This window comes from Lacrimispora sphenoides, from assembly GCF_900105215.1.
Lineage (GTDB): Bacteria > Bacillota > Clostridia > Lachnospirales > Lachnospiraceae > Lacrimispora > Lacrimispora sphenoides_A.
The window spans coordinates 2,002,687-2,027,050 of the sequence record NZ_FOIP01000001.1 but is presented as its reverse complement, the minus strand read 5'-3'; the positions used below and the strand labels follow the sequence as shown (position 1 = coordinate 2,027,050).

Sequence of the window (24,364 nt, the reverse complement as noted above, 5' to 3'; positions counted from 1 at the left end):
GTAAATGTGGCAGACATAATTCTGATATAATGCCTTGAATAATTGAACCTAAGATAGCGGAAACGTTGTGAAGGCAAGCATTTCAGTCTTTACTGCGGGTTCGCTATCTAATATAAATAATTATTAAAAATCAGTTAAAAACCAGCGGTTGCCGTTTCTAGTCTCTCTTTTTAGTCGGTGTCAGGTCTTATCATTTTATATCATACAATAAAGAGAGGCTCCTCCCTTAGCCGGTCGTTCTGTATGAAGTTCTTCAGCCCCTCCAGTCCTTTCCGGAGTTGTCCGTCACTCTCGGCAGAACAGGTTGCTACCCGTACTGCATTTGTCTTTCCCTGATTTCCACATAAAAAACGTTCTGCCCCAAACACGCTGATTCCTTGCCGTGAAAGTTCCATCTCACAGATTCTTCCAGTACGGTGTTCCGGAAGATACAACCACTGATAGTAGGATTCCATGTAGGTTCTACTTTCCGGAAAATAAGAAGCATATATTTGATTTCTTTTCACTGTTGCCTTACGCTTTTTTTGTATAATTTTCCTGTCCAGGCCACTTCGGATAATTTCTGCTGCAATTTCCATGTTTAAAGATGAAATTTTCAAATTCTGGCTAAACATTCCCTGCTCCATTATTTCAATGAATTGGTCTGGAAGATGCATATAAGCAATCCGGAGTCCTGGGCAAAGAGGCTTTGACAACCCGCTGATATAAATACAATGTTCCGGTGCTTCAAGTGCCAACGGAGTATAAGGTTCCTCAAGTAAAACAGCATAGTTATCATCCTCTATGGCAATCAAATTTTTCTTTCTGATAATTTCTCCAATTTCACGCTTTCTAGATTCAGAAAATGCAATATTAGTTGGATTTCCTCCTGCGGGCATCATGTAGATGCCTTTGATTTTGCGTAACGTACAGGCATTCTCCAGTCGGTCCGGTAACATCCCTGCCCCATCATTTTCAATGGGAACCAACTGAAGATAAAGGAGATTGGCCAGGCTGATAAAGTTAGGATAAGTATAAATATCCACTGCAACGCAATCTCCTGCCTCAAATAAAGAAGACAGGATGGTTGCAAGGGCATTCTGTGCTCCGGCAGCAATCATGGTATTATGTTCATCCGCCTCTAAACCTGACCGCTTAAGCCACCGGGCAGCCGTCAGAATCTGCCCCCGGTCACCCAGGGGATGTGAATATTCAAAAAGCTGCTCAGAAAACGGTTTTTTCAAAATCTCAATGGTTAGGTCCCGGATTGTGGTATTGGATTCATAAAAGGGGTGGATGACTGCAAGTTCGATTTTTGATTTGGCAATTTTTTCTACGGTTGAGGTGGAGACATTCGCATAAGGTGTGACAAAAGTTCCTTTTCCCGTAATAGCATGAATCAATCCTCGCATTTCGCAAAGCTTGTATGCTTTAGTAATCGTACTCAAATTCAAGTCCATATAGTCAGCCAGTTCTCGCTGTGGAGGCAGCTTCGTGTTTGCGGTCAGTTTTCCGCTTTTAATCTCCTGCTCCAACATATCTGCGAGACAGTAATAGAACGGGAAGGTCAGCTTCTGCTTGTCCGGAGTCCAGGACATCGGATAGTTTTCAAATGAATTAATCGGCATTGTCGTCTCCTATATTATGACTTATTATTGTTTCGTATATCAACGGCCCTGTTGCTGCCTGCTCCGTTTGTGGAATCCTATTGCACATCTCCAGGCCCTTGCAAAATTGCATTCCCAGATTCCTCTGACATCCAATCAGAGGATATGGTTTCATTCCGACTAGCAGTTGTTTCTGCCGGCGCAGACTCCACCACCGACGTCTCTGGCACAGATGTTTGTTCCGCGGCACTTTCAGTTTGTGTGGTTTCAGAAGAAGGAACTATTTCGACCGCAGTCTTAGGCTTCGTTTTTACTGGTGGTGCCGTCTCATTTTTCCTTTTAGAAGAACCCGTTGTTTTTTTAGTAAAATCTGTAGTTATCTCTTGGGTTTCTGTATTCTTGAGATGATAGCAAAGTACAGGCGTTCCTGCTTCTATATTTTCATAAATGATTTTTGCTACAGCCGGAGGAAGATTAATACAGCCATGAGAACCGTTTTTCTTATAGATAGTTCCGCCAAAACTGGTACGCCAGTATCCATCGTGCATACCAATGTTGCCGTTAAAAGGCATCCAGTATCTAACTGGTGTCCTATAATTCTTTCCCTTTAAAGTTGCATTCATCTGCTTGTAGGTTACTTCATATGCTCCGGCTGGAGTGTTCCAGCCTTTGGTCTCATCTCCAGATACAAAATCCGATTCGATTAGCAGTTTGCCATTCTTATAAAAAAACAGATGCTGAGCCGTGAGGTTCATCTCCACATAAGTATTCCCGAAGTCTGGTCCATCATGGCTGGCTGCTGACTGCTTATAAATTGGTTCGCGTTCCCGGCTCTCTCCTGACTTTATAATTTCCATCAATGCATCAGTTTCTGACTCCATATCAATCATCCATCCATAGTGTCCTTTTGTAATGGTAACAACCTGACCGTAAGAAGTTTTTAGTTTTTTGGCACAATAGGCGGTATTGTATTTTACAGACATTTCCTGCACATACTCTTCTACTTTCCCCCGATCAACTATGACATTTCCTACATCATCCATATCTAACCACTGGAGGATAGTATCTCCTTCCAACAATTCTATACTGCTTCCAAAGTGGTAAATAACCGTTACGTTCGTATAGGTCTCCCATTTTTTCTTTTGGCTGACCAGTTGTGGACTGTTTGCTAAAATATCCGGTTTTTTATAAATATTCAGTTCCTCTAGAATGATTTGCTCTGCCAGTCTGGAAACCGCCTTCTCAACTTCCACAGAGAGCTGTTCCGGAATCGGGGCATTCCCCTCATCCTGCGGAGCAATCTGCAATCCTTCTTCTTTTTTGAAAAAGAGATATGCATTCGCAGGTTCTGTAATCTGCTCCGGATTCATACAATCCAGCATACTGATTACCATTTCCAACTTTGCTTTATCATAACACACCATGTAGCTATACTGATAACTTTCTCCTTTTATTAACCGGATTCCCCATAACAGTGAATTTTGAGCGTTTAAAATCTCTTCTAAAAATCCATCAAAAATTGGCTGCAGGCTGATATCCCTGCCTAGAATCACCTCATGCCCTCCTCCTCGTTCTTCTATAACCAATTGATACTGTCTGATGTCTTCTACAATATCTGCTTTCACCTCTTCTACTGTCATTCCAGAAATAGGAATGCCACCGATGGTCGTATTCGGCAGAAAAACATTCTTATATTTTAAGCTGATCGCAAAATAAACTCCCAGCAGAACTATCAAAAGTCCCAGCAGAACTACATATGGTAATTTTCTTTTTTTTCGGTGTTTTGGCATGCTGGATCTACGCACTTCCAGTTTCTGATGGATGCTACAGTCCTTCGTTCTTTTTCTGCTTCTTCTCGCCCTTTCGTCCATAATGCTTGGATACTCTCCTTCAATGCACAATATATGTATCTGTGATTATATCACCACTATTGTACCATTAAAACCAATTCATTGTATGGCGGACAATTCTTAGTCCTTGCACCTTGTACAATACCTACTCCAAATCTGAAACTTCTCATAGTATTTGATGCCTCAAATGAACTTGTGAATATAATGAAAAATTATGTTCCTCCCCTTTTGGAACTAAAATGGCGTAAGTTAAAAGTGAATATTTAATTACTTTGGCTTTACCTACTTATTATGTGTTTTATATTTCTTGGCAGCTTTGATTACTCAAAACCGCCGTAGAAATAGAATGGCTTCATGGAGCAGTTTTGTCGCGTTTATATGCTGAACCGCTTTTAGGTAATATATTTTGAAAGTAAATAAACGACAAAACCAAATTAATTAGCTTTGTCGTTTTTCGGGTTTAGTTGTTTTTCAAATATTAGCAGCAGAACTCTCCCGGCCTACCATTTAAGAGGGAGCCCAGACTTCCAGAGTTTTGTCAGCCAATGCTTTCTTAAGTTTGGTAGTCAGAATCCATGCAAGCCCCATTGGAGCAGTAACGGTCAAGCAGATAACAGATCGATTCATACGGACGCAGGGAAGTAGAACGATTAAGTTTAGGAGAATCTTCATAGTTGGATAATAAAATTTTAGATTCATATCCTTCTATATTTATTTCTTTCGGTAATAGAAATTGGGTATTTTCTCCGTAGAAGTTATTTAGAACGATTAATTTCTGCTCCTTAAAACTTCTCATATATGCATATACCTGCGGATGCTTTTTTGATAACGATTCATATTTTCCGTATGCAATCAAATCATATTCTTTGCGAAGTTTAATAAGTTTCTTATAGTGATAAAACACAGAATCCTTGTCACGTAAAGCCGCTTCGACGTTGATTGAACGATAGCTTTCCCCAACGGACAACCATGGAGTTCCTGTTGTAAAACCACCATTTTCTTTATTATTCCATTGCATTGGTGTACGGGAGTTATCTCTGGATTTTACGCTTAAAATATTTAAAACTTCTTCTCTTGGTACACCCTGAGCGCATAAAATGTCATGATAATTTAAGCTTTCCACATCTTTATATTGATCAATAGAATCAAAATAAGGATTTTTCATTCCAATCTCCTCGCCTTGATAAATATACGGAGTTCCTCTGAGCATATGAATGGCAGTGGCAAGCATTTTTGCAGATTGCTTATGGTATTCCTTATCATTCCCAATTCGTGAAACAATACGGGGCTGATCGTGGTTGCACCAAAATACAGCATTCCATCCCTTACCTTCTGCCATTCCTTTTTGCCATGTATCAAGGATATTTTTAAGCTCCCCAAAATCAAAATCCTTTAAAGACCACTTTTCTCCATCTTTATAGTCAATTTTTAAATGATGGAAATTAAACACCATTGATAATTCTTTTTCCTCTTGATTGGAGTAGCGAATACAATGATCTATGGTTGTAGATGACATCTCCCCTACTGTGATAATATCATTATATTTTCCAAATGTTTCTTTGTTCAATTCCTTTAAATATTCATGAATCCTTGGACCGTCTGTGTAGAAACGTCTTCCGTCTCCCCTATGATCGTCCTTCCAATCACCAGACTTGGAAATCAGATTAATTACATCCAAGCGGAATCCTTTAATGCCCTTTTCAATCCAGAAGTTTACAATATCAAAGATTTCTTTTCTTACTTCTTCATTCTCCCAGTTTAAGTCCGGTTGACTCTTGTCAAATAGATGCAGGTAAAATTCATCGGTTCCTTCAACAGGCTCCCAAACAGAACCGCCGAACTTAGATACCCAGTTGGTTGGCTCCTTACCGCCTATACTCTTTTTAAAAATATAGTAATCCCGGTATTTCTTCTCTCCTGCAATTGCTTTTTTAAACCATGCATGTTCAGAAGATGTATGATTAAATACCATATCAAGCATTATGTCGATATTTTTTTCCCTGGCAGCAGCTACCATTTCTTCAAATTCTTCCATCGTCCCGAAAGCAGGATCAATATTTCGATAATCGGCAACATCATAACCGTTGTCATTTTGCGGTGATACATAGAATGGAGTCAACCATATATAATCTACACCCAACTCCTGCAAGTAATCTAATTTTTCTGTTATACCTTTTAAATCCCCAAGTCCATCCCCATTTGAATCGTTAAATGATTTTGGATAGATTTGATACACGACACTTTTTTTGAAATCTTTCATAATTGAACTCCTTATTCTTCCGGGTGCAGCTCATAATACTTCTTTCTTCCAGGGTATGCCCGTCCCTCTTCTATCTCTTTCTCCCATCTTTTTGATCCTGTACCGGCAATAGGACCTTTTAAAAGAGGATCCTTTGTCTTAACCATCCAATCCTTTACTTTCTCTCTAAGTTCAACAGCAATATGCTGATAATCCGGATGATTGATCACGTTATTTTCCTCTAATGGATCTTTTTGTAAATCATATAATTCTTCCTCATCATTTGGAACATAATATTGATCTCTGATATCAACACCAGATAAACTTAAATGGGAATCTATGGGCAAGTATACTTTCGGACCGTCTGCGAAGTTTTTTACATAACTATATTCCCTGGTTCTGATTCCTCTCATTGGGTGATATCTGTCATGCCAGGTCAGCTCTGTAAAAAATGATTCTCTTCCTGCATCCTCCATTGATTTCAACAAATGGGCAAAGCTTTTTCCATCCAGATTATCAGGAATTTCGGCTCCAATTAAATCTAAAATCGTTGGCAACAAATCAACGTTACACAGCAGTGCTTCTTTTTGAGTATTTTTTTGTTCCCTATCAGGCAGAACAATGATTAACCCTGTTTCCAAACCTGCTTCCTTTAAAGTTCCTTTTGCTCCCGGAAAATCCACTCCATGATCTGTTGTAAGAATAACAATTGTATTTTTGTCTAATCCTGTTTCTGACAATGTATGATTTATTTTTCCAATGGCAGCATCCAGCACTTTGGCAGAAGCGTTAAATAGCGTAATATCTTTTCTTACGTTAGGCGTATCCGGTAAAAAATCAAACACCTTAACTTCTTCCTGTTTGTCTGCATATGGTGCATACTCATCAAAGCTCCTGTGAGTTTCAAAAAAGCCCACATTCAGATAAAATGGCTGTTCCGGATTGCCCTTATGCTTTTCTAAGAACGCAATCACTTCATCTGCAACCCTCGGAGCTCTGTCACCTGGAACAGGAATAAAGTTGTCATATCCTAAATCATAAGTTGAAGAAAATACCCGTTCTTCAATAGGCGGAGCCACATTGATTGTTTCATGGCTTAATCCAATCAATGTTGTTTCATATCCGTTTTTCTGCATCTCTTTAGGTAATGTTGTATGACTTCCGTCAATACAGAAACCTAAGTGCGCCAGCCCCATCATTCCATTATTGTGGGGATATAGGCCCGTTAAGATACTGGCTCTGCTGGGACTACACTGGGGAGCTGGGCAGAAATACTGATTAAACTGAATTCCCTCCTCCGACATTTTTTGAATCGCAGGAGTATCTACTTTGTATCCGTAATTGCTGAATTTCCTTCCGCTATCATGAGAAATCATAAATAGAATATTTGGTTTCATTGCAGTTCTCCTTTTTTAACCTTTATTCTTAACTTAAATTAAAACATTTTTTTCAGACCAATACGTCCTAAATTTGACTAGACAAATCTATAACTACGATTATATTCACTATTTATCAAAAAAGCAATACTTTTATGCAAAATGAAAAATTAACCAAATAGACTCTAGATACATCATGGTTTTTTTGAAAGTATTTCTTGACATACATGATTCTGCCATGTTAAATTATATTTATAATTTGTCTAGTCAAATTCAAAAAGGTATGTGAATAAGGAGGAGGTTGTTCTATGAATTTAAATGAGCAAGTCAAACAAATTATTAATGCGGTGGGCGGACTTTCCAACATAACATCCGCAACCCACTGTGTCACCCGGTTAAGGTTCATTTTAAAAGATGAGAAAACGGTTGACACAAAAGAATTGGAAAAAATAGAAATTGTAAAAGGCAGCTTTTCTGCCAATGGACAATTTCAGGTCATTGTTGGCCCAGGGTTGGTTAACAAAGCATATGCTGCGCTTATCAAAGAAACAGGGTTAAAGGAAGCTAGCAAGGAAGAGATCAAACAGGCGAGTAATGAAAAATTACACCCTATTCAAAAAGGTGTAAAAGTCCTGGCTGATATCTTCATCCCAATTTTACCGGCCATTGTTGCCGCCGGTATATTGATGGGATTAAATAACCTTCTTGCCAATCCAGGGATTTTTTATGAGAAGCCCGTTTTAGAAGTTCATCCTGGTTGGGCCGGCATTTCCAATATGATAAATATTATTGCCAGCACATCATTTTCATTTTTACCTGCATTAGTTGGCTGGTCATCTGTTAAAAAGTTTGGTGGAAATCCTGTTTTAGGTATTGTTCTTGGACTTATTTTAATAAACCCTGCATTAATGCCAGGTGCACAATATGCGAGAACACCTGAGGACGTTCAATATTGGAAAATTTTGGGGCTGAATATTGCGAAAATCGGATATCAGGGGCAAGTAATTCCTATTTTATTCTCATCTTACCTTTTAGCGAAAACTGAGCAGTTTTTATCAAAGAAAATTCCGGATATGGTTCAGCTGATTTTTGTTGCTCCTCTGACACTGTTAATCACCGGATTCTTTACCTTTACAATTATCGGACCTGTTACCATGTGGTTTGCAAACTTAATTACAAACGGAGTTGTTGGTTTATTTGATATTTCACCTGTAATAGCCGGAGTTATATTTGGAGCGCTTGTGTCTCCGCTTGTTGTTACCGGAATGCATCATTTATTCTTAGGAGTTAATTTACAAATGATCGGGGCTCTTGGTTATGCAACACTTTGGCCAATCCAGGTAATGGCCAGCCTTGGACAGGGTGCAGCAGCTTTGGCAATATTCTTCATTTGCAAAAATAAAAAAATGAAAGGCGTTGCAGTATCTGCCGCTATTTCAGCATGGCTTGGTATTACAGAACCTGCCATCTTCGGGGTGAATTTACGTTACCGTTTCCCATTCATTGCATCAATGATTGGTGCCGGAGTTGCAGGAGGAATTGTTTCACTTGCCGGAGTAAAAGCCGGATCAATCGGAATTTCCGGATTACCTGCCTTCCTTTCTATCTTTACGGAATATTGGGGTGTATATTTCCTGGCAATGGGAACTTCCATTACAATTACAATTGTTCTTACCTTTGTATTTTCTAAAATGAAAATTTTTGAGAAGCAATTACAAGATGAATAATATTATGCTCAGCAAATGAAATGAGGCTATGAAAAAAATAATTATTTTTTTCATAGCCTCATTTCATTTAAAAATCCACTATATTTTTTCTTCTTGCAAAGTCTACAAACCGGAATGTATCCACACGCTGCCTTGATTCATGGTATTGGAAAAACCTTGTATCTTCCAAATAAACTTCACTTCTGACAACCGCCACATGGGTATCATTATGAATATCAAGCAGTATTCTGTCTTCTTCTGTTACAGGTTCAATGTTAATTTCTTTATTAGCGTATCCAATATTCAGGCCCAGAACATTTTCAATATAATTATAGATGGAAAGTTGTGCAGCAGATAATGGAATCTCCGGAATAATTCCAGCTATTAAGTAATCCTTATCTAAAATAACAGCTTCTCCATTTATCTTTCGCAATCTTTCAAGGGAAAGCACTTCAGTCTTTTTATTTAAATTAAGTTTTTTCGCTAATTCTCCTGAAATTTTTTCCCTTTTATTTTTTAAGATGGCTGTTTCACTTTTTAAATTCTGCTGTTTTTGCATTTCATTAAAGCTGACCAGGCCGGAACCGGCAAATTTGAGCTTATTAATATCCAGAACAATGGCCCCGCGACCTTGTTTTTTTTGAATAAGGCCATTCTCCATCAAAAGCGCCTGAGCTTTTCTCACCGTCTCTCTTGAAACGTGATATTTCTCAACTAACTTCATCTCAACAGGCAAAAAATCTCCTGGCAAATATTTCTTTTCTTTTATATCCTTTACCAAATCCAAATATATATCATAATATTTATTCAATGAAATCACTCTCACTTATCATTCTGTTGCTCCTATTATAGCAAACATGTACTTAACTATTCAATACCATTCTGGAGTATTTTTGTCTATACAAATTGAATGTAGAGTTTTAATCAAATATTCTTTATTTGGTTTTTCCACTATTTTCTTAGAATGCCAACATTTATAAAGAGTACAGTTCACTTTGTATAAACGGGATCTTTATGTACGGTTCTTAGATGAGGGAAAGGGAGTAATCCCTTTTTCTTAATCGATTATACTTCGCAGGAAATAGAAACGCTCTAGATCATATTAATGTCAATTTAATCATTTTCATAATAAGTCTGGCCGTACCTTATTTTTTAAAATTTCATTTAGTATCATCAGTTACTTTTGAACTCATATTTTCCCCTCTTCTGCCATATCATTTAACATGCATATCAGCCCGGTATCGATGCCGAGACAACCCATTTTTTTTAGACTGCTATGTCTATTACATGATTGCGCTGCAAGTAATAACCAGGAGACTTAACTATGAAAAAAATTTTGGATAACAATTATTTTGATTTAATCTTAACCAATCCAATAACTTCAGATCTCGGCAATGATAACATTACATATTTGAACAACCGGCATTCCTTACTGCATATCCCGACTGTCAACATAGACATTTGTGAATCAAGGTATCCTGCTCACACCTTTCCGTCCTTATATACTCTCAATTCTACGGCCAATCTCGAACAGACCGGTGTAGGGGAGGTGCAGCGGAATCCTGCATTAGCCCTGTTTGGGCAGGGCGTAATCGTTGTAGTTATTGATACAGGTATTGATTATCAGCATCCTGCTTTCCGCAATAGCGACGGTTCGACCCGTATCCTCACCATATGGGACCAGACCCAGCAGGAGGGAACTCCTCCCGATACGTTTACCTTTGGTACGGAGTACAGCCGTGAGACAATCAATGCCGCATTGAATTCTGAAGACCCCCTATCCGTTGTTCCATCAACGGACATCAAAGGACACGGAACGGCCATTGCAAGTGTTATCGCCGGTACACCCAACGTTCTGGAGGCTTTTAGCGGAGTCGTCCCGCAATCTGATCTGGTGATTGTGAAACTGAAGGAAGCAAAACAGAATCTAAAAAGTTTTTATTTTGTTCCCGATGATGATTTATGCTTTCAGGAATCCGATCTTATGCTTGGCTTCCGTTATTCCCTTACCATACAGAAAAGGTTTAACCGCCCAGTAGTTACCTGCTTCGCCGTTGGAAGCAACCAGGGAGGCCATGATGGGAGAGGCGCTCTAAGCGGTTACCTAAATGATTTGGCATTGCAGCCCGGAATCGGCATATCCGTCTCAGCCGGTAACGAGGGAAACAGCCAAAGGCATTATTTTAATTCCACTCCAGAAGAGCCTTATTACAATGACTTCGAATTAAGAATAGGGGAAAATGATAAAATGTTTGCCATGGAAATCTGGTCACATTCTCTAGGACGGGCTTCCATTAGCATATCCTCACCAAACGGAGAATCAACACAACAGATTTATCCTGCGATCGGCAATTGCAGAATATTCAACTTTGTGTTCATCCCTACTACCCTTTATGTCAACAACTATTTGTTTGAAGAGGAAACTGGAGACCAGTTGATCCTTGTGCGTTTTCAGAACGCAACACCCGGAATCTGGCATATACGGATCAGGAGCGTTAAAGATGGACCCTTGTCCTTTCATGCCTGGCTTCCTTCAAACGGTCTCATATCCAACCAGACCTATTTTTCTAACTCCTCCCCGGATACCACCATCACATCACCTGGAAACGGTATGCGCCAACTGACTGTGACTGCTTACAATCACCTTAATAACTCAATTCTTGGCGAATCAAGCAGGGGTTATACGAGAATGGGCCTTGTCAAGCCGAATATTGCTGCTCCCGGTTATCAGCTAACATGTGCGATTCCCGGAGGCGGATATGGTTCTGTAACAGGAACAGGGGCAGCCGCTGCCCATACAGCCGGCATTATTTCTATGGTCTTTGAGTGGTCCATTGTGAGGGGAAATTACAGCACGATGAACGGACTCAATGTCAGCCGGCTGATGATGAGAGGAGCTACACGGTCCAGCTCATACACCTATCCGAATAACATATGGGGATACGGCCAGGTAAATGTTACTAATTTATTCAGGCAGCTTACCAGTATTTAGTAGAATGGGGATTATAATTATCTTACAGCCTGGCAGAAAAACATGGTTGAATAGAACCATATTCATATCCGCATGGACTATTATAATGAGGAAAATATCATAAAGCTAATGAACCACATAAATAGCGAAACAAGGGACAGTCTGAATGGCTGCCCCCATTTAAAATGCCCCTTATGGCAATCTTGCCTTTTTAAATTTTATTGCTGTATTAATTTTTTTAAATTGCTTACTGTTAATTCGAATTAGATTACTAGAACTTAATAAACACTATTCCAATAATAGTCAACACAAGAGCGGCAATTCTTCTACTATCAATTTTCCTTTTTTGTAAATTAAACATTCCAAACTGATCGATTGTTAATGCCATAATCATTTGTCCTAATATAAAAATCATAGTAGTTAAAACCGATCCAAGGACTGGTAATATGATTATGTTACCTGTTAGAATAAATATTCCAAATATACCTCCTATATAGACCCAAATAGGAATACGATTTTTTTGAGTGTCATACAAAGGAAACTCTATTCGCCGTTGAGTGATCAATAACAAAATAAGTAAGATAATGGCGCCAACGACCTCAATAAGCACCTATCCAGTTATCTAGGTAATGGATAGGTGTTTACTGATCCTTCTAACTTTTCCTTGGTGCGCCATAGTTACATCTTCACCTACTTCTTCCATACCAGCTTAATATAGTCATTATATGTAACAACTGTCTCAATGTAGGAGAATGCTACTGCTCTCTTATCATCTTTGTTTAGTTCCGAAAATATGATTTTTTGCGGCGTTACTAACTCCTGGATCACCTTAGCCTTTTGATCCATTAGCTTATTCTTTTTTTCAGTAAGCTCTTCCAGTTCTTTATTGACGTATTCCATCGTCAATGCACTGACCGTTTTTGTTTTAAGCACTTGCAGAAGATTGGATATGGCTTCATCAATCCTGATGAGTTCAAGTTCGATTTCATTTGTACCATGAACTGCTTCGATTGGTGTCGGCTTACACCTATGAAAAAGAGCCTCCAGCTCTTTTTGTACAGATTGTTCAATATCTTCAATCCTCATTTCAAGAGCTATATTGCAATCCAAATAATCCTTTCCCCTACATCGTAAGTGGCGGACTGTCTCACCATCTGACTTTCGGTTATATCTTCTAACCATAATCGCACGCCCGCAATCTCCGCATCTTAATAATCCAGTCAACCAGCTGGTACGTGGTCCATCATTAGGGACCACTTGCTGGTTAGTATCAAGCTTCTGCTGGCATTTTAACCATAATTCTGAATCTATAAAACCAGGCCAGTTACCAATAGCGAATGTAGTCTCCTGTGGCTTTAAAGTATCCCTATTGGCAGCTCCCTGTTTACCAACCAACATGCCACCTTGTTTACCGTCAAATTCTTCTAATGGATTCAAAATGCTTACACCCAGCTTTTTAAAGTAGGTATAAACGGCATGGTCACATTTTACACTAACCGGATTCCGTAGTATACGCGCAATGGCGGTGGAGGACCAGTTTTTACTGTTTGGTCCAGGGCAATTCTTCTTGGTTAGCTTACGTCGTATATCACCAAGGCTTGTTGTAGGATAGGTATGCATTTTCATGATTTCTTCCAGTATATTTATAGTATCGTCCAGCTTCAAAGAGGATACATTTTTATTTTCCTGCACAATTATGGCGTTACTATACCCATATGGGGCCGGACCGCCAGGCCAACGGCCTAATTCAATTCTATCATAGTAATTATCGCACACTCTTTTTGATATCTGTTCTCTCTCCAACTGTGCAAAGATTGCCATAATAAAAATCATTGCTTTTCCAATAGGGGTTGAAGTGTCGAAATTCTCCGTGACAGAAACGAATTCTACTCCATACTTGCACATATAGTCCCAGATATTTGCAAAATCCAGAAGTGACCTGGTAAATCGATCCAGCTTATATACCAATACTCTGCTTATAAGTCCCTTTTTTATGTCACTTAAAAGTCTCTTAAATTCAGGTCTGTGAATGACATCCTTTCCTGATATTCCTCTATCAATATATATTCCCGGTTCACCCACTGCAATGCTCCTGGCAAAATTCAATTGCGTTTCGATGGATAAACTATCTTTCTTGTCAATTGACTGTCTGGCATAAATAGCATCCATATCTTTTCAATTAATTCCCTTCCTTCTTAGAATTAATGACCTGCCCATTGTCAGAAATAGGGCTGTCTTTTTTACCCTCCCTCTCTTTATAATAGAAAATTAATTGAAGCTCTGTATATGTATCTTGTATGCTTTTCTCTCTTTCAAGGGCATCTTTATAGTCTGGATACACATTTACTACTCTCATAGAATACACTTTCACACCTTTAGACACTATATTTTGTTTAAATATATGATTTGTATTGATATTTAATCTGCCAGGACAAGCCGTATCTCAGCATTTCTGCAATTTTATTTAAAAAACCTACAATGCGGCTTTATTTTTGATTTCATACTGATACGAAGAAAGCGCGGTCCCATGTCCTGGAAACGCACTTTCTTCGTATTCTTCATATTCACTTATCCAATGCCCTTGAAAATAGTCTGCATATTCTTTTTTACGACTTTTAGCAGTTCTTTAGGAAGCTTCTCCACTTGTTCTCCTAAAATTATGCCGTGAGGCTCCTTGTAGCCGTCATTCCATACAAAATTAAATGTTCTTTCGCTTGCTGTACTGTTCTTTCCGATTTGAAAAGCGTAAAGGGCAACATCTTTCGATAAAAGCTCTTGGACAGCATCCTTAGTCAGGCCGGGAAAACTAGAGGCTCCGTCAGTAATTTCAAAAACTATCTTTATATGCTTTCCCATTTTAAGCTGCCTTTCTTCTTCAGGAGTTATGCTTCCGGATATTTCTTTCAAGCAGCTTGCATCGTCTGTAGCGCCATCGGTGGAATTAAGCCTTACGATGGAACGGATAATATCCGCCGATTCTTTCTCTTCGGAGGTCGTGTCGTTAAATTCTTTCATATGATAATATTGACTTCCGAAAAACCATGTTTCACTTAAGACTTCTATTTTCTGGTTTAATTGTTCAGCATTTCGCTTAATATATCTGTTCAGATCATCAATTGACAGCAATGTTACGGCCAGCGCTTCTCTTGCAGATTCAATCTTTGCAGCATTCATGGAGCCTGAATTATCTATAACAAAAGAAATTTCGATTCGCTCCGGCAATTTATCTGCTTGGGTTTCCAGCAAGTATCTGCTGAATACGGGAAGATTTTTATAGTTTCCTTTTCTCTCCGCTTCTACAAAATCCGGATAGGCGGCAATAAAGCTGTTAACGTCCAGCTTGCCTTTTATTTGCCCGTCTTTTTTTACGCTGATTTCTTTTTTGGCATCTCCAATAAGTTTACTCCAGAATTGACGCATCTGCTCTCTTTCTGACTTCATTTTATTTGAATAATACTGAAAAAGCTGCTGATCATTCTGGTTGATGCCGTAAGATGTTAAGTCGACCTTACCAGTCATTATATTTTGAACTATTTCATTGTTTTTCTCCTGCTGGTCCAGCATCTCTTCAAGGATTTTTTTTACTTCTTCCTCAGTGGATTCCAATGTATCCCTTTTTTCTTCTTTTGATTGTTCAAAGGGGCTTTTTCTTTCACTTACCTGTTCCTGAGATGCGCCTTGGGATTTAATAAAGTCCATTGCATCTATTTCTTCTTTCCATAATTGCTCAAATACAGGATAAATAAAAGAACGAATCAGGGAATCTCTTTCTAAAACACCTTCTTCGCTGTTTATCTGCCTTACTAATTGAGAATGAATGAAATCCAAAAAAGGCTGATTCAATATCCTTTTGCTGAATGGATTCTCACCACATCCTTTCATCTCAGGCGTTGTTTTATAAATTTCCTTAAGGATAAAACTATTGATAAATGCCCTGTGTTTCGGCATTTCATCAATAGCCTTCCTTTTATTGCCTGTCTGCTCCATATATGCAGCTATCTTTTTAAAATTAGCTTCATCTCTGTAAACTGGGCACATTTGCAGTACCCTTAAAAAGGAAGTCAGCTTATCCAGCCTGTGCAGAGCATCAAGTATTTCCTTTTTAACATATCCGGTTATAATATCCGGCTGATATGCGCGATCTTCTCCAAGGCCTTCTTTCTCAATGCGATGAAGGATATATCCGGTCATTCTATCTCTTTCTTTTTTCCACGCTTTACCTCTGTACAGATAGGCTTTCGTTTGTTTTTTCCAATCGGGGTACATGGCAAGCTCATAATAAATATGCCATAGAATCTTATTTTCATCTAAGCCCCTATCCAAAAAAGCAGCCAGTGGAAGATATAATATGCCCTTGGACGGATTTAACAAAAATCTTTCAAGCTTTGGATCAGGTATATACATCAGGCTGGAATCCCCTGTAAATGTAGCTAACGTACGCTGCTCTCTCTGCAAAAAGGATTCCACATGTTTTGTTGACTCTTCTATCAGCTTCTGTTCATCATAATTAGGCAAGCCCCTTCCCCTCCTACAGATATAACGGCAAATCCCACAAAGCTTCTGGGGTATCGATTCTGTTAATATTTAGTGTGCATAATTCGCCTTCTACCCCCATCAGCAAATACTTTGATGGATAAAGCTTCAGCACATCGGTAAAAAAGGCCCCTTCCATAATTGACTCCTTATTGATATGCCATTTTCCGAAATTTTCTTCCAGCAAATATATAATTCCGTCTTCGCTTAATATTACGGCTGCTCCTTTTGAAGACTCTGCATCAAAAAGATTCCCTTTAAGAAAATCTCCTTCATCAAGAATATTTATATCCGTCCCGTCAAGAGAAATGATATAAAGCTTACCATTATTCCCTATGGACAAAAGAGTATCCTTCTGCCCCTTTTCATTTTCAAGACTATGGATTTTGCGTATTTCGCAATCTGGAATTTTAATTTTATTTACTATAGAAAGATTATTATAGTTCCGTTTTATAAAATATATTTCTCCTGATTTGGTGCCGACGGCAAAATCATCAGCTCCTGTTTTCTCCATTCCGATTATGTTCGAAATAGGAAGAGAAGCGTCTTTATGGAGTATCAGGCGGTATTCTTCTTTTTCTTTAACTACTTCCAGCAAAACCAGCTCTTCCTGCTCTCTTTCCGCGGCTATCAAATTATTGCTTACGGACAGGCATTGGCCAAACCAGCTCATTCCTGTTTCTGTCTCTAACTTTTTTATATGAATTTCCCCGCTTCCATTGGGGATTTGTTTAAAATTGCTGCATGATAATAAATAGCCGCCGCCTTTGCTTCCCAAAAGCAGAATTTCATTCTTATTAAGCCTGTGAAAGGCCGAGATTTTTTCTTTAATATCTTTAAAAGGCGGACTCCATTCCACCTGAATCCTTTCCTTGCCGGAAGGTTCCGTTCTTTTGCTTATCTGAAAAAACCGCAATGCACAATCTGTGCTTCCAGTAATAAACATTTCCTCGGAAAACCTAAAAACACTTTGTAAAAATCCTTCAAAGCCACAGGCTCCCAGCCTTGTTATAAATTCTGTTTTTATGGCGTCTTTTGAATTTCCTACATATGCTCTGTAATGGGGAATCATCTCCGTAAGAAGCTTTTCCTCCTTAACTGAAAGCACTTCAAGACATTTTTCAAAATCATCTTCTAAAATGCCTGTTTCCCGAGTTTTATTTAGTTTTTGCCTTAGGTCTTTTACCTGCTTTTTAAATTCTTCCTCATCAACCGATAAATTCAGCTTCATTTTAGCCTCCCTTGTTCTCCAAATGCTCAATGAGAGCTTTTGAATGTTCTAAATGGGATAATTTCTGATCCAGCAGCTGATATTTTTTTGCATCAATCCTCAGCGTTTCTTCCAGGTCCGATTGAAAAATATTCTTTAATTCTTCCGGTATATTTTTTCTTTGGGTCCCCTTTCCAAAAAGCATATGAACTACATCCAAATGGCTCAAGGTCTGGGTTTTGGGGCGAACATAGCGATAAGGGCGGGTTCTGATTTCGTCGTAAGTGGTGGTTGATTCTCCTATGCCTTTGGTTTCAATCTTCCAACCTTCCTCGGCTGGAAAAAAGCCAAAGCGCACCGCCTGAGAAAGAATATAATTCTGATCGTCGGAATAAGTGATAGAGCTTATAAATCCGTCCCACAGGGCCTTGCTTAAATCCTTTTCTTCTCCTTGATTCCAATTGTCCAAAACGTGCAGAATATTTCTTATGGACAATACGGATTCTCTAAGCTCCAGCTCCCCGCCGGAAAAATCCTTCTGCTCTTCATCCTTCCATTTGCCCATAAATACATTTTGGGTAACACGGCAAAGCTGAGAAAAACGAAACAGCTCTTCAAGAGTTCGTTTGGAATTAGGAATTTGAATTGTTCCGTTGGCATTCGAAAGCCTTGCAATAATAACTCTGAAAAGTTCATTTTTTTCCGGGTCTGCCTGTTCTTCCATAGAGCCTTTGGTATTCTGGGAAACGTAATTATATTCTATAGTTACAAACCGGGATTTAAACGCAGGGTTAAGCTCGTTTGTGCCTTCGTAATTAACCATCTGGGTAGACAGATTTCCTGTTCCTATAAATGCAAACCCAGGCTTAATCAATACAGGGCCTACCCCTGTAATATAAGCCGTCTGCCCTGCATGGTGCTGCAGTATATCGTTTAATCCAATGAGATTCTGCATTGCGATGGTGTTAATCTCGTCAATAATTACAGGCCGGCCTTCTTTTACCGCGATTAATATTTCCTTCTCAATTTTCTTGATTTCCGTACCGAAGGCACTGTTGCTTGCAACCAATAAATCGGAGAAGCTGTTCCATATCTGTATTTTAAGCTGAAGCTTTTCTTCTTCCGTCATCTGCTGAAGCTTATCTTCGTTTTCATGCAGCCACTGATAAAAGTCTCCGATGATCATATCCAGATAATCATTATAGGATTTTTGAGAAAAGCTATGTTTGAGCGTCAGTGTCTTCTCCACAAACATATCTTCATAGGTCAGATTGTGAGAACCGGATATAAAGAGCGGCTGCAAAGATTCTATTTCTTCTTGCGTTCCATTTGTCAATATTTCCTTATAATACTGCTTTCGCTGTTTATATATCTCCTTGAATTTTTCAATAGCCTCTTTTTCCCCGGCCTTTGGATTGGCACAATACCATTTCTCCAATTGATCTTCAAGTTCTGCCTGAATTTTATTCTGTATTGAAAAGTCCATGGCGGCTTCCGTGGCAAGCTGGGTCTTTCCGCTTCCTAAATGCCCTACAATATAAACCGGCATTCCAAGGTTTAAAGAATCTATTACCTTTTCCTTTGCTTCCATTACATAAGGAACCGTTACTAAGCCCTGCTGATGCTGAGTTTTTATATCACTCAGCAATTGACGGGTATGATAAAATTCCCATGCTTCGGCAGAGCTGTCCAAAAGCTTTTCTATCTCTTTTTTTAAACGCTCTATACGGTCAACCCTGTATCTCGTAGCGGAATTACTTCTGTGATGGGAATAATTATTGCTCTCATAGCTAACTCGCCTTTCCCATTTAAGAAAAAAAGTCTCGTACTCAATAAGAGTTTCAATTTCCTCTATTGTCAGACCCTGATTTGCTGTTTCCTTTTCAACATATGCCCTGTATTTTTCAAAATATTCAATGTCTGTAATTTCATCTGCCACAGAGCTTTCGCTTATTTGTTCAAATCTTCTAAAGGCCTTGAAAAAGCTTTCTTGCCCGTCTGTAATTTTATTGTGCTCATCCTCTAATAACTGTGAAGCTTCCTTTCTCAGATGGTTTTCATACTGCTCCTGGATGGCTTCAATTGAGGGAATACAGCGCGGTTCAATGTCGTGTTTGTCCTTCATGGAAAATTCCCCTTTGCACTATATTAATAGTCAAATAAATTCAAATAAGTAACAAAAGCCTGTTTTCCACAGTTCATCATCCCGGTTCCTTGGGAAAGGTCCGTTTTGATAAAGGCTCCTGTTACTTTTATTTGTACAGTAAACGAAATTGAAAACCGTTATAGGACTTTTAGAACCTTTCTTACACGGAATCTGTACATTTTTTAACTTGACTGGCTATAAATTAAAATCCCGGCTTTTAAAAACCGGGATTTTAACCTTTTTATCTAATTTCACAACTTTGGTTATTTTATAAAACCCCACAATCTTTCAGCATTACCTCAATGTCCGTTCCTGCTAATTGCTTCATAATCTTGCTTTTTTTAAGAGGGGGCAAGTCTATTTCCAGTTTTTCTCCGTCAAGAAGACATACGCCTGCGCTGAGAAGATAACGAATATCGTAACGGGAAGCAAATACTTCGGGAACACCCTTTTCGACTCCGGTTAAAACATATACGGCTTCCATAGCTGTACGTCCGGAATATTCAATGGTAAATACTGTATCGCGGCCGGGATCATCCAATGTTTCAGCGAACTGTCCAAGGAAAGCAAAGTTTACTGCATTCTTAGGCACTACATAAGGACGGTCACCAGATTCACGTGGCATAAATTGAGAAGTTATGAACGGCATCATTACTGGGATAGCTGTACATGTATTGGCTAACTCCTCTATTTCATCAACAGGCACTCCTATATGATACAACCATTCTTTTGTGATTTCCTTGCCGGTACAGTCTCTCATGGGCTTTTTAATATAGTCTCCCGGAACATCGGAGAATAAACCGTATACCCAAACTACAACGTCTTTTTCAGGCTGTCCGTAGTACTGTTCCTGACGGTTTATTGTCCAGCTCATAAGCCATGAAGAATCCAATGCGGTAACTATACCGCCTGTTACTGTACGGCCTGTGTAAGGTGAGCGTTTTGTAATCTTTTCAATATATTTGGGCACGCTTTCGTCATGGCATGTTACAGTACAGGATTCCCAATTAGATTTTTCAGGCTCTCCGCAGAATTTATCTGGTCTTCCGAATTCATCGCATTGATCAGCGATATTTTTCCAAAGTGTCCAGCATCCGCCAAGCTCTTTATTGAAAGGAGCAGGCGTATTGTCATCACCGTATCCGGAGCCTTCTGTCATGGAACCGTTTGTAATAAATACTAAATCATTTTCCGACAAGTCCATAGAAATGTCTGTTCCTTCTTTATCTACTGCAACAATCTTTTTAGCAACCTTCTTTTCTTGAGAAATTGCAAACTCTACATTGTTTACGGTAACTCCATATCTGAATGTTGCTCCATTTTCCTTCAAATATTTAACCATAGGCATTACGAAGGAAGTATACTGGTCATGGCGTGAGAACTGCAAAGCTGAAAGGTTAGGCAAACCGCCCACATGATGTATGAAACGGTTCATGTAGAGCTTCATTTCAAGTGCGCTGTGCCAGTTTTCAAAGGCAAACATAGTTCTCCAATATGTCCAGAAATCACTGTCAAGAAGCTCATCGGAGAATACGTCTTCTATGGTTTTGTTTTCAAGCTCTTCATCGGATGTTGCTACAAACATAGCAAGTTCTTTTGCAAGCTCCTGGCCTAAATTGAATTTACCGTTGTCATAGCGAACGCCGCGTTCTTTCGTAATACGGCAATTGCTGTAGTTGGGGTCTTCCAGGTTTGTATAATACAGATGATCCAATACAGTCATATTCGGATCCTCTGTGGATGGTAAAGAGCTGAACAAGTTCCAAAGGACCTCGAAGCACTGGCCCATTTCACGGCCGCCGCGTGCTACATAACCTGTGTTTTGCATAACTGCACCGTCTAAAGAACCTCCGGGAATATCAAGCTGCTCTAAAAAAACAATTTTGCTGCCGTCCATATGAGCGTCCCGAATCAAAAAGCAGCCTGCAGCCAAGGCACCGATGCCTGTACCGATTAAATAGGCTTTCTTATCATCGATTCCTTTCGGCTTTCTTGCATGAACCAAAGCATGATATGTGCCGTTTGTAAGAGTAAGTCTTTCATCATGAGTTTTAATTTTCATTCTTAGCCCCTCTTTCAAGATTTTTATTTTAAATGTTAACTGAAGTAATGTATAGCAAAATTAGAATAATAACAGCAACAAAATCCGTATATTTTAATGACTAAAATATAGAGGTTTTATATATTTAAGCCGTTTATGAAAAACAGGCTTTTGTTACTCCCTTCATGTTATTTTGCTGTAATTAGAGTTTTGAGCGTTCACCTGGTATTAACAATAGGCAATACCCCTTCAATTTTATGAACGCCGGCAACCTTATTTCCTACATCATATAACTTTTTTCACAACTTTTCATTAGACAAATAAGCCCCAGTGTTCAAAAATCGAACACTGGGGCTTATTTGTCTAGCATTTAGACCTTAAAATAATCAAATTCCATAAGCGGCAAATGCTTCAGAAAAATCAGCTTGAAATATTACCCTAACTTTCCGGCCTATTTGCTTATTCTTAAGTTCGTTTACTTTATCCATTTGATTTGGCAATATTTTAAAAATCAAGTTTTCCACTCCTTTTAAGGGACAGTGTGATATGACCGTCAAAAAGCTCGCCGATGCGTCTGATGATTACATTGGGATCTTCTTTCATTCCTGAGCCTATCCAGCGCAGCACCATTTCAGTAAGAGCGCATTGATAGAAAGAGGCTATGAGTTTTTTATCTTTGGTGGAGGCTTGAATCCCTTCGCTTTCGCTTTCTCTTTCAACATAACGGTACATAACATTTCCGGCAACGCTGAAAATATAATTTTCCAATTCCTCTCTCTGCATGGAATTATATACATGATAAACGGCTCTTCTGTTTTCCATTGCAAATTTAGCCGCAACAAGAAAGCCTTCCTCCCATGAAAGGGTATCATTATATTCATCAATGGCATTTTGAAGCTCCGACTGGAAAATTTCCGATAAAATTGCATATATATCTGGATAATGGTAATAAAAAGTATTTCTGTTAATATCACAGGCTTTAACAATATCTTTTACTGTGATTTTATTCAAGGGACGCTCATTCAGCATTTTAATGCACATATCCCGAATCATCTTTTTTGTATATTGTTTTGCCAAATTATACCTCCAAAACCCAATATTTCACTTAATATTATAACATGAAAGCTAATATTTGCAAATATATTAAGCCTCCCCCTTCTATCCGATATCCCTCCCCAATAATATTGCTCACGTTAGTTACAGCCACTAATTTTTTATACTTTAAAAATTAGATTGTAACACAATAAAATCCAGCTAGAATAAGGATTTCCCTAATAATGGACATTCTTTGTAACACTCAGGCATATAGAAAACTTCGTTTGTTACATACGAAAATCTTTGATAGTTGCAGACTTTGCCTGCAATCTGCGGTACGACGTGTAACGCCCTATTCCTGCCATAAATTCTGCAAGGGTTTATGGTAGCAAGGGAAGGCGTCCCTTGTCGGGTGAGCGAAGCGTGAGGGTGAATCCCTAGCCATAAATTCATAGAATTTGTGGTAGGGTCAAGAGAAGGCTGTACCTTGTCGGGTGAGGAAGCGGGGTGGAAACCGTCATCGGCATTGTGGGCATGTGGGTAAGAGACTGCTTTTAGAAGTGTGGAGAAATTGTATTGTCTTAGTTCGTTCAGCAAAAAGTAATGTTGTATAATTCCAAGCCATTGCCAATATACATATAATTAAATACTATTACCAGAAAGAGCACGAGGTGCTGTTCTATGAAGCTTTTCAACTTTCCAGGCTTGAATTGCTATTACAGCAGTGTTGTAAGTGCAGCAAATGCCTTTGGTATTCCTATTATTGACGCATTTGCAACGTTGTTTTCGGAAACCGATTTTGATTTTAATCCCTGTAGTAAGTCGTTTTCTTCCAAACGCCTACTTACAAACCTGAACCATCTGGGCGCACATTCGGAAGTTTTTGCCTGCGGTATGCCAAAAGAAAACAAAAGCAGTTTCCTACAATGTGACAAAGAAATGTATTTTATCATTGGAATGGACCCGTTTCACATTCATTGGACCCCGTCTTTTGGCAGGTTCAACGGCTATCACTATTTTCTTGCCAAGCCTGCGGGCGGCAATGACTTTTTGTGCTATGATCCGACTTACGGAAACCAGAAAGAACCAATGACACAGGAGGTAATTGTTACACACGCATTTGACATTACTAGCTTTTGTCGTTCCCAGAAGAATTCTTTGGAAACAGATGATTTGGCCGAGCTTTTAAATGTTGCAGAGGGAGATACTCTCTCATTTTGGCAGTTGCTTTCCCAAATGGAAGCGGGTAAAATACCAACATATTCCATTGCACCTCCTAGCGGAAACAAACCAAACACTGACCGCAGGGTTGCCGAAAAAGCGGCCAGATATGTGGATTGTCTGATTCACAGCCGACTGCTTTATGAATATTACCTCCAAAATCGGAAGCTCTTCCTTTTAAATGAGCTTACAATTTTTAACGCCGACTATTTCAACCGTTGGCAGGCGGTGAAAAACGGCCTGCTCAAGGCTTCCGTCCTCAGGGACAATGCCGCAGTGCTGGAGAAAACAGAGGAACTGTTTTCCAACCTGATACGTTGTGAGAGGGAAGCAGCAAAAGCAATTTGCCAAAAGAATGGGAAAAACACGTCTTGAATGGACTTTCAAAGCTCGTTTCAAGACGTGTTTTATTTATTATTTGTTTAACCTCATGATTAGCAGAACTTTAAC

General features: G+C 39.0%; 16 protein-coding genes. 3 read left to right on the top strand and 13 right to left on the bottom strand.

The genetic code is table 11. From position 1 onward, the window contains the following. Nucleotides 1-200: 200 nt before the first annotated feature. The 4 genes from BMW45_RS09245 to BMW45_RS09230 all read right to left on the bottom strand — a co-directional run bounded on the left by BMW45_RS09245 (nt 201) and on the right by BMW45_RS09230 (nt 7,072). Nucleotides 201-1,607 carry an aminotransferase-like domain-containing protein gene (locus BMW45_RS09245; RefSeq protein ID WP_092242567.1) on the bottom strand — a complete coding sequence of 469 codons (1,407 nt, stop codon included), beginning with the start codon at nt 1,605-1,607 and terminating at the stop codon, nt 201-203. 77 nt (nt 1,608-1,684) lie between these two features. Continuing rightward, a complete protein-coding gene (locus tag BMW45_RS09240; RefSeq protein ID WP_092242565.1) occupies nt 1,685-3,457 on the bottom strand; it encodes a L,D-transpeptidase family protein in 1,773 nt (590 codons plus the stop codon). Between the two features lie 532 nt (nt 3,458-3,989). Next, nucleotides 3,990-5,696 carry an alpha,alpha-phosphotrehalase gene (gene treC, locus BMW45_RS09235; protein ID WP_092242563.1) on the bottom strand — a complete coding sequence of 569 codons (1,707 nt, stop codon included), beginning with the start codon at nt 5,694-5,696 and terminating at the stop codon, nt 3,990-3,992. An 11-nt stretch (nt 5,697-5,707) separates the two neighbouring features. After that, nucleotides 5,708-7,072 (bottom strand): sulfatase family protein, encoded by a 1,365-nt coding sequence (locus tag BMW45_RS09230; RefSeq protein WP_092242560.1) that lies wholly within the window; start codon nt 7,070-7,072, stop codon nt 5,708-5,710. Nucleotides 7,073-7,359: 287 nt separating this feature from the next. On the opposite strand from BMW45_RS09230, the gene treB reads away from it, so the two are divergent. Further along, complete coding sequence (gene treB / locus BMW45_RS09225; RefSeq protein ID WP_092242557.1) at nt 7,360-8,778, top strand: PTS trehalose transporter subunit IIBC; 1,419 nt, start codon at nt 7,360-7,362, stop codon at nt 8,776-8,778. A gap of 67 nt (nt 8,779-8,845) precedes the next feature. On the opposite strand, the gene treR is transcribed toward treB, so the two are convergent. Beyond that, a complete protein-coding gene (gene treR, locus BMW45_RS09220) occupies nt 8,846-9,568 on the bottom strand; it encodes a trehalose operon repressor (RefSeq protein WP_092246308.1) in 723 nt (240 codons plus the stop codon). 513 nt (nt 9,569-10,081) lie between these two features. Here treR and BMW45_RS09215 point away from each other — a divergent pair. After that, nucleotides 10,082-11,749 carry a S8 family peptidase gene (locus tag BMW45_RS09215; protein WP_092242554.1) on the top strand — a complete coding sequence of 556 codons (1,668 nt, stop codon included), beginning with the start codon at nt 10,082-10,084 and terminating at the stop codon, nt 11,747-11,749. Nucleotides 11,750-11,999: 250 nt separating this feature from the next. Here the strand turns inward: BMW45_RS09215 and BMW45_RS29080 are convergent, their stop codons facing one another. The 8 genes from BMW45_RS29080 to BMW45_RS09180 all read right to left on the bottom strand — a co-directional run bounded on the left by BMW45_RS29080 (nt 12,000) and on the right by BMW45_RS09180 (nt 22,735). Further along, a complete protein-coding gene (locus BMW45_RS29080) occupies nt 12,000-12,338 on the bottom strand; it encodes a DMT family transporter (RefSeq protein WP_242882969.1) in 339 nt (112 codons plus the stop codon). Between the two features lie 80 nt (nt 12,339-12,418). Beyond that, nucleotides 12,419-13,897: a recombinase family protein gene (locus tag BMW45_RS09205; protein ID WP_092242552.1), complete on the bottom strand. Its 1,479-nt coding sequence runs from the start codon at nt 13,895-13,897 to the stop codon at nt 12,419-12,421. Between the two features lie 10 nt (nt 13,898-13,907). Further along, nucleotides 13,908-14,084, bottom strand: coding sequence for a hypothetical protein (locus tag BMW45_RS27785; RefSeq protein ID WP_166433309.1), 177 nt, complete (start codon nt 14,082-14,084; stop codon nt 13,908-13,910). Nucleotides 14,085-14,296: 212 nt separating this feature from the next. Further along, nucleotides 14,297-16,243 carry a vWA domain-containing protein gene (locus tag BMW45_RS09200; RefSeq protein WP_092242549.1) on the bottom strand — a complete coding sequence of 649 codons (1,947 nt, stop codon included), beginning with the start codon at nt 16,241-16,243 and terminating at the stop codon, nt 14,297-14,299. A 13-nt stretch (nt 16,244-16,256) separates the two neighbouring features. Further along, complete coding sequence (locus BMW45_RS09195) at nt 16,257-17,492, bottom strand: hypothetical protein (RefSeq protein WP_092242546.1); 1,236 nt, start codon at nt 17,490-17,492, stop codon at nt 16,257-16,259. Nucleotide 17,493: 1 nt separating this feature from the next. Next, the gene (locus BMW45_RS09190; RefSeq protein WP_092242543.1) at nt 17,494-19,596 is read right to left on the bottom strand and encodes a P-loop NTPase family protein; all 2,103 of its coding nucleotides are present in this window, start codon (nt 19,594-19,596) and stop codon (nt 17,494-17,496) included. A gap of 289 nt (nt 19,597-19,885) precedes the next feature. Next, nucleotides 19,886-21,679, bottom strand: a complete 1,794-nt coding sequence (locus tag BMW45_RS09185; RefSeq protein ID WP_092242540.1) for an oleate hydratase — start codon at nt 21,677-21,679, stop codon at nt 19,886-19,888. Nucleotides 21,680-22,162: 483 nt separating this feature from the next. Next, nucleotides 22,163-22,735 (bottom strand): TetR-like C-terminal domain-containing protein, encoded by a 573-nt coding sequence (locus tag BMW45_RS09180; protein ID WP_025230132.1) that lies wholly within the window; start codon nt 22,733-22,735, stop codon nt 22,163-22,165. 639 nt (nt 22,736-23,374) lie between these two features. Here BMW45_RS09180 and BMW45_RS09175 point away from each other — a divergent pair. Next, nucleotides 23,375-24,289: a hypothetical protein gene (locus BMW45_RS09175; RefSeq protein ID WP_092242537.1), complete on the top strand. Its 915-nt coding sequence runs from the start codon at nt 23,375-23,377 to the stop codon at nt 24,287-24,289. Nucleotides 24,290-24,364 lie beyond the last annotated feature (75 nt).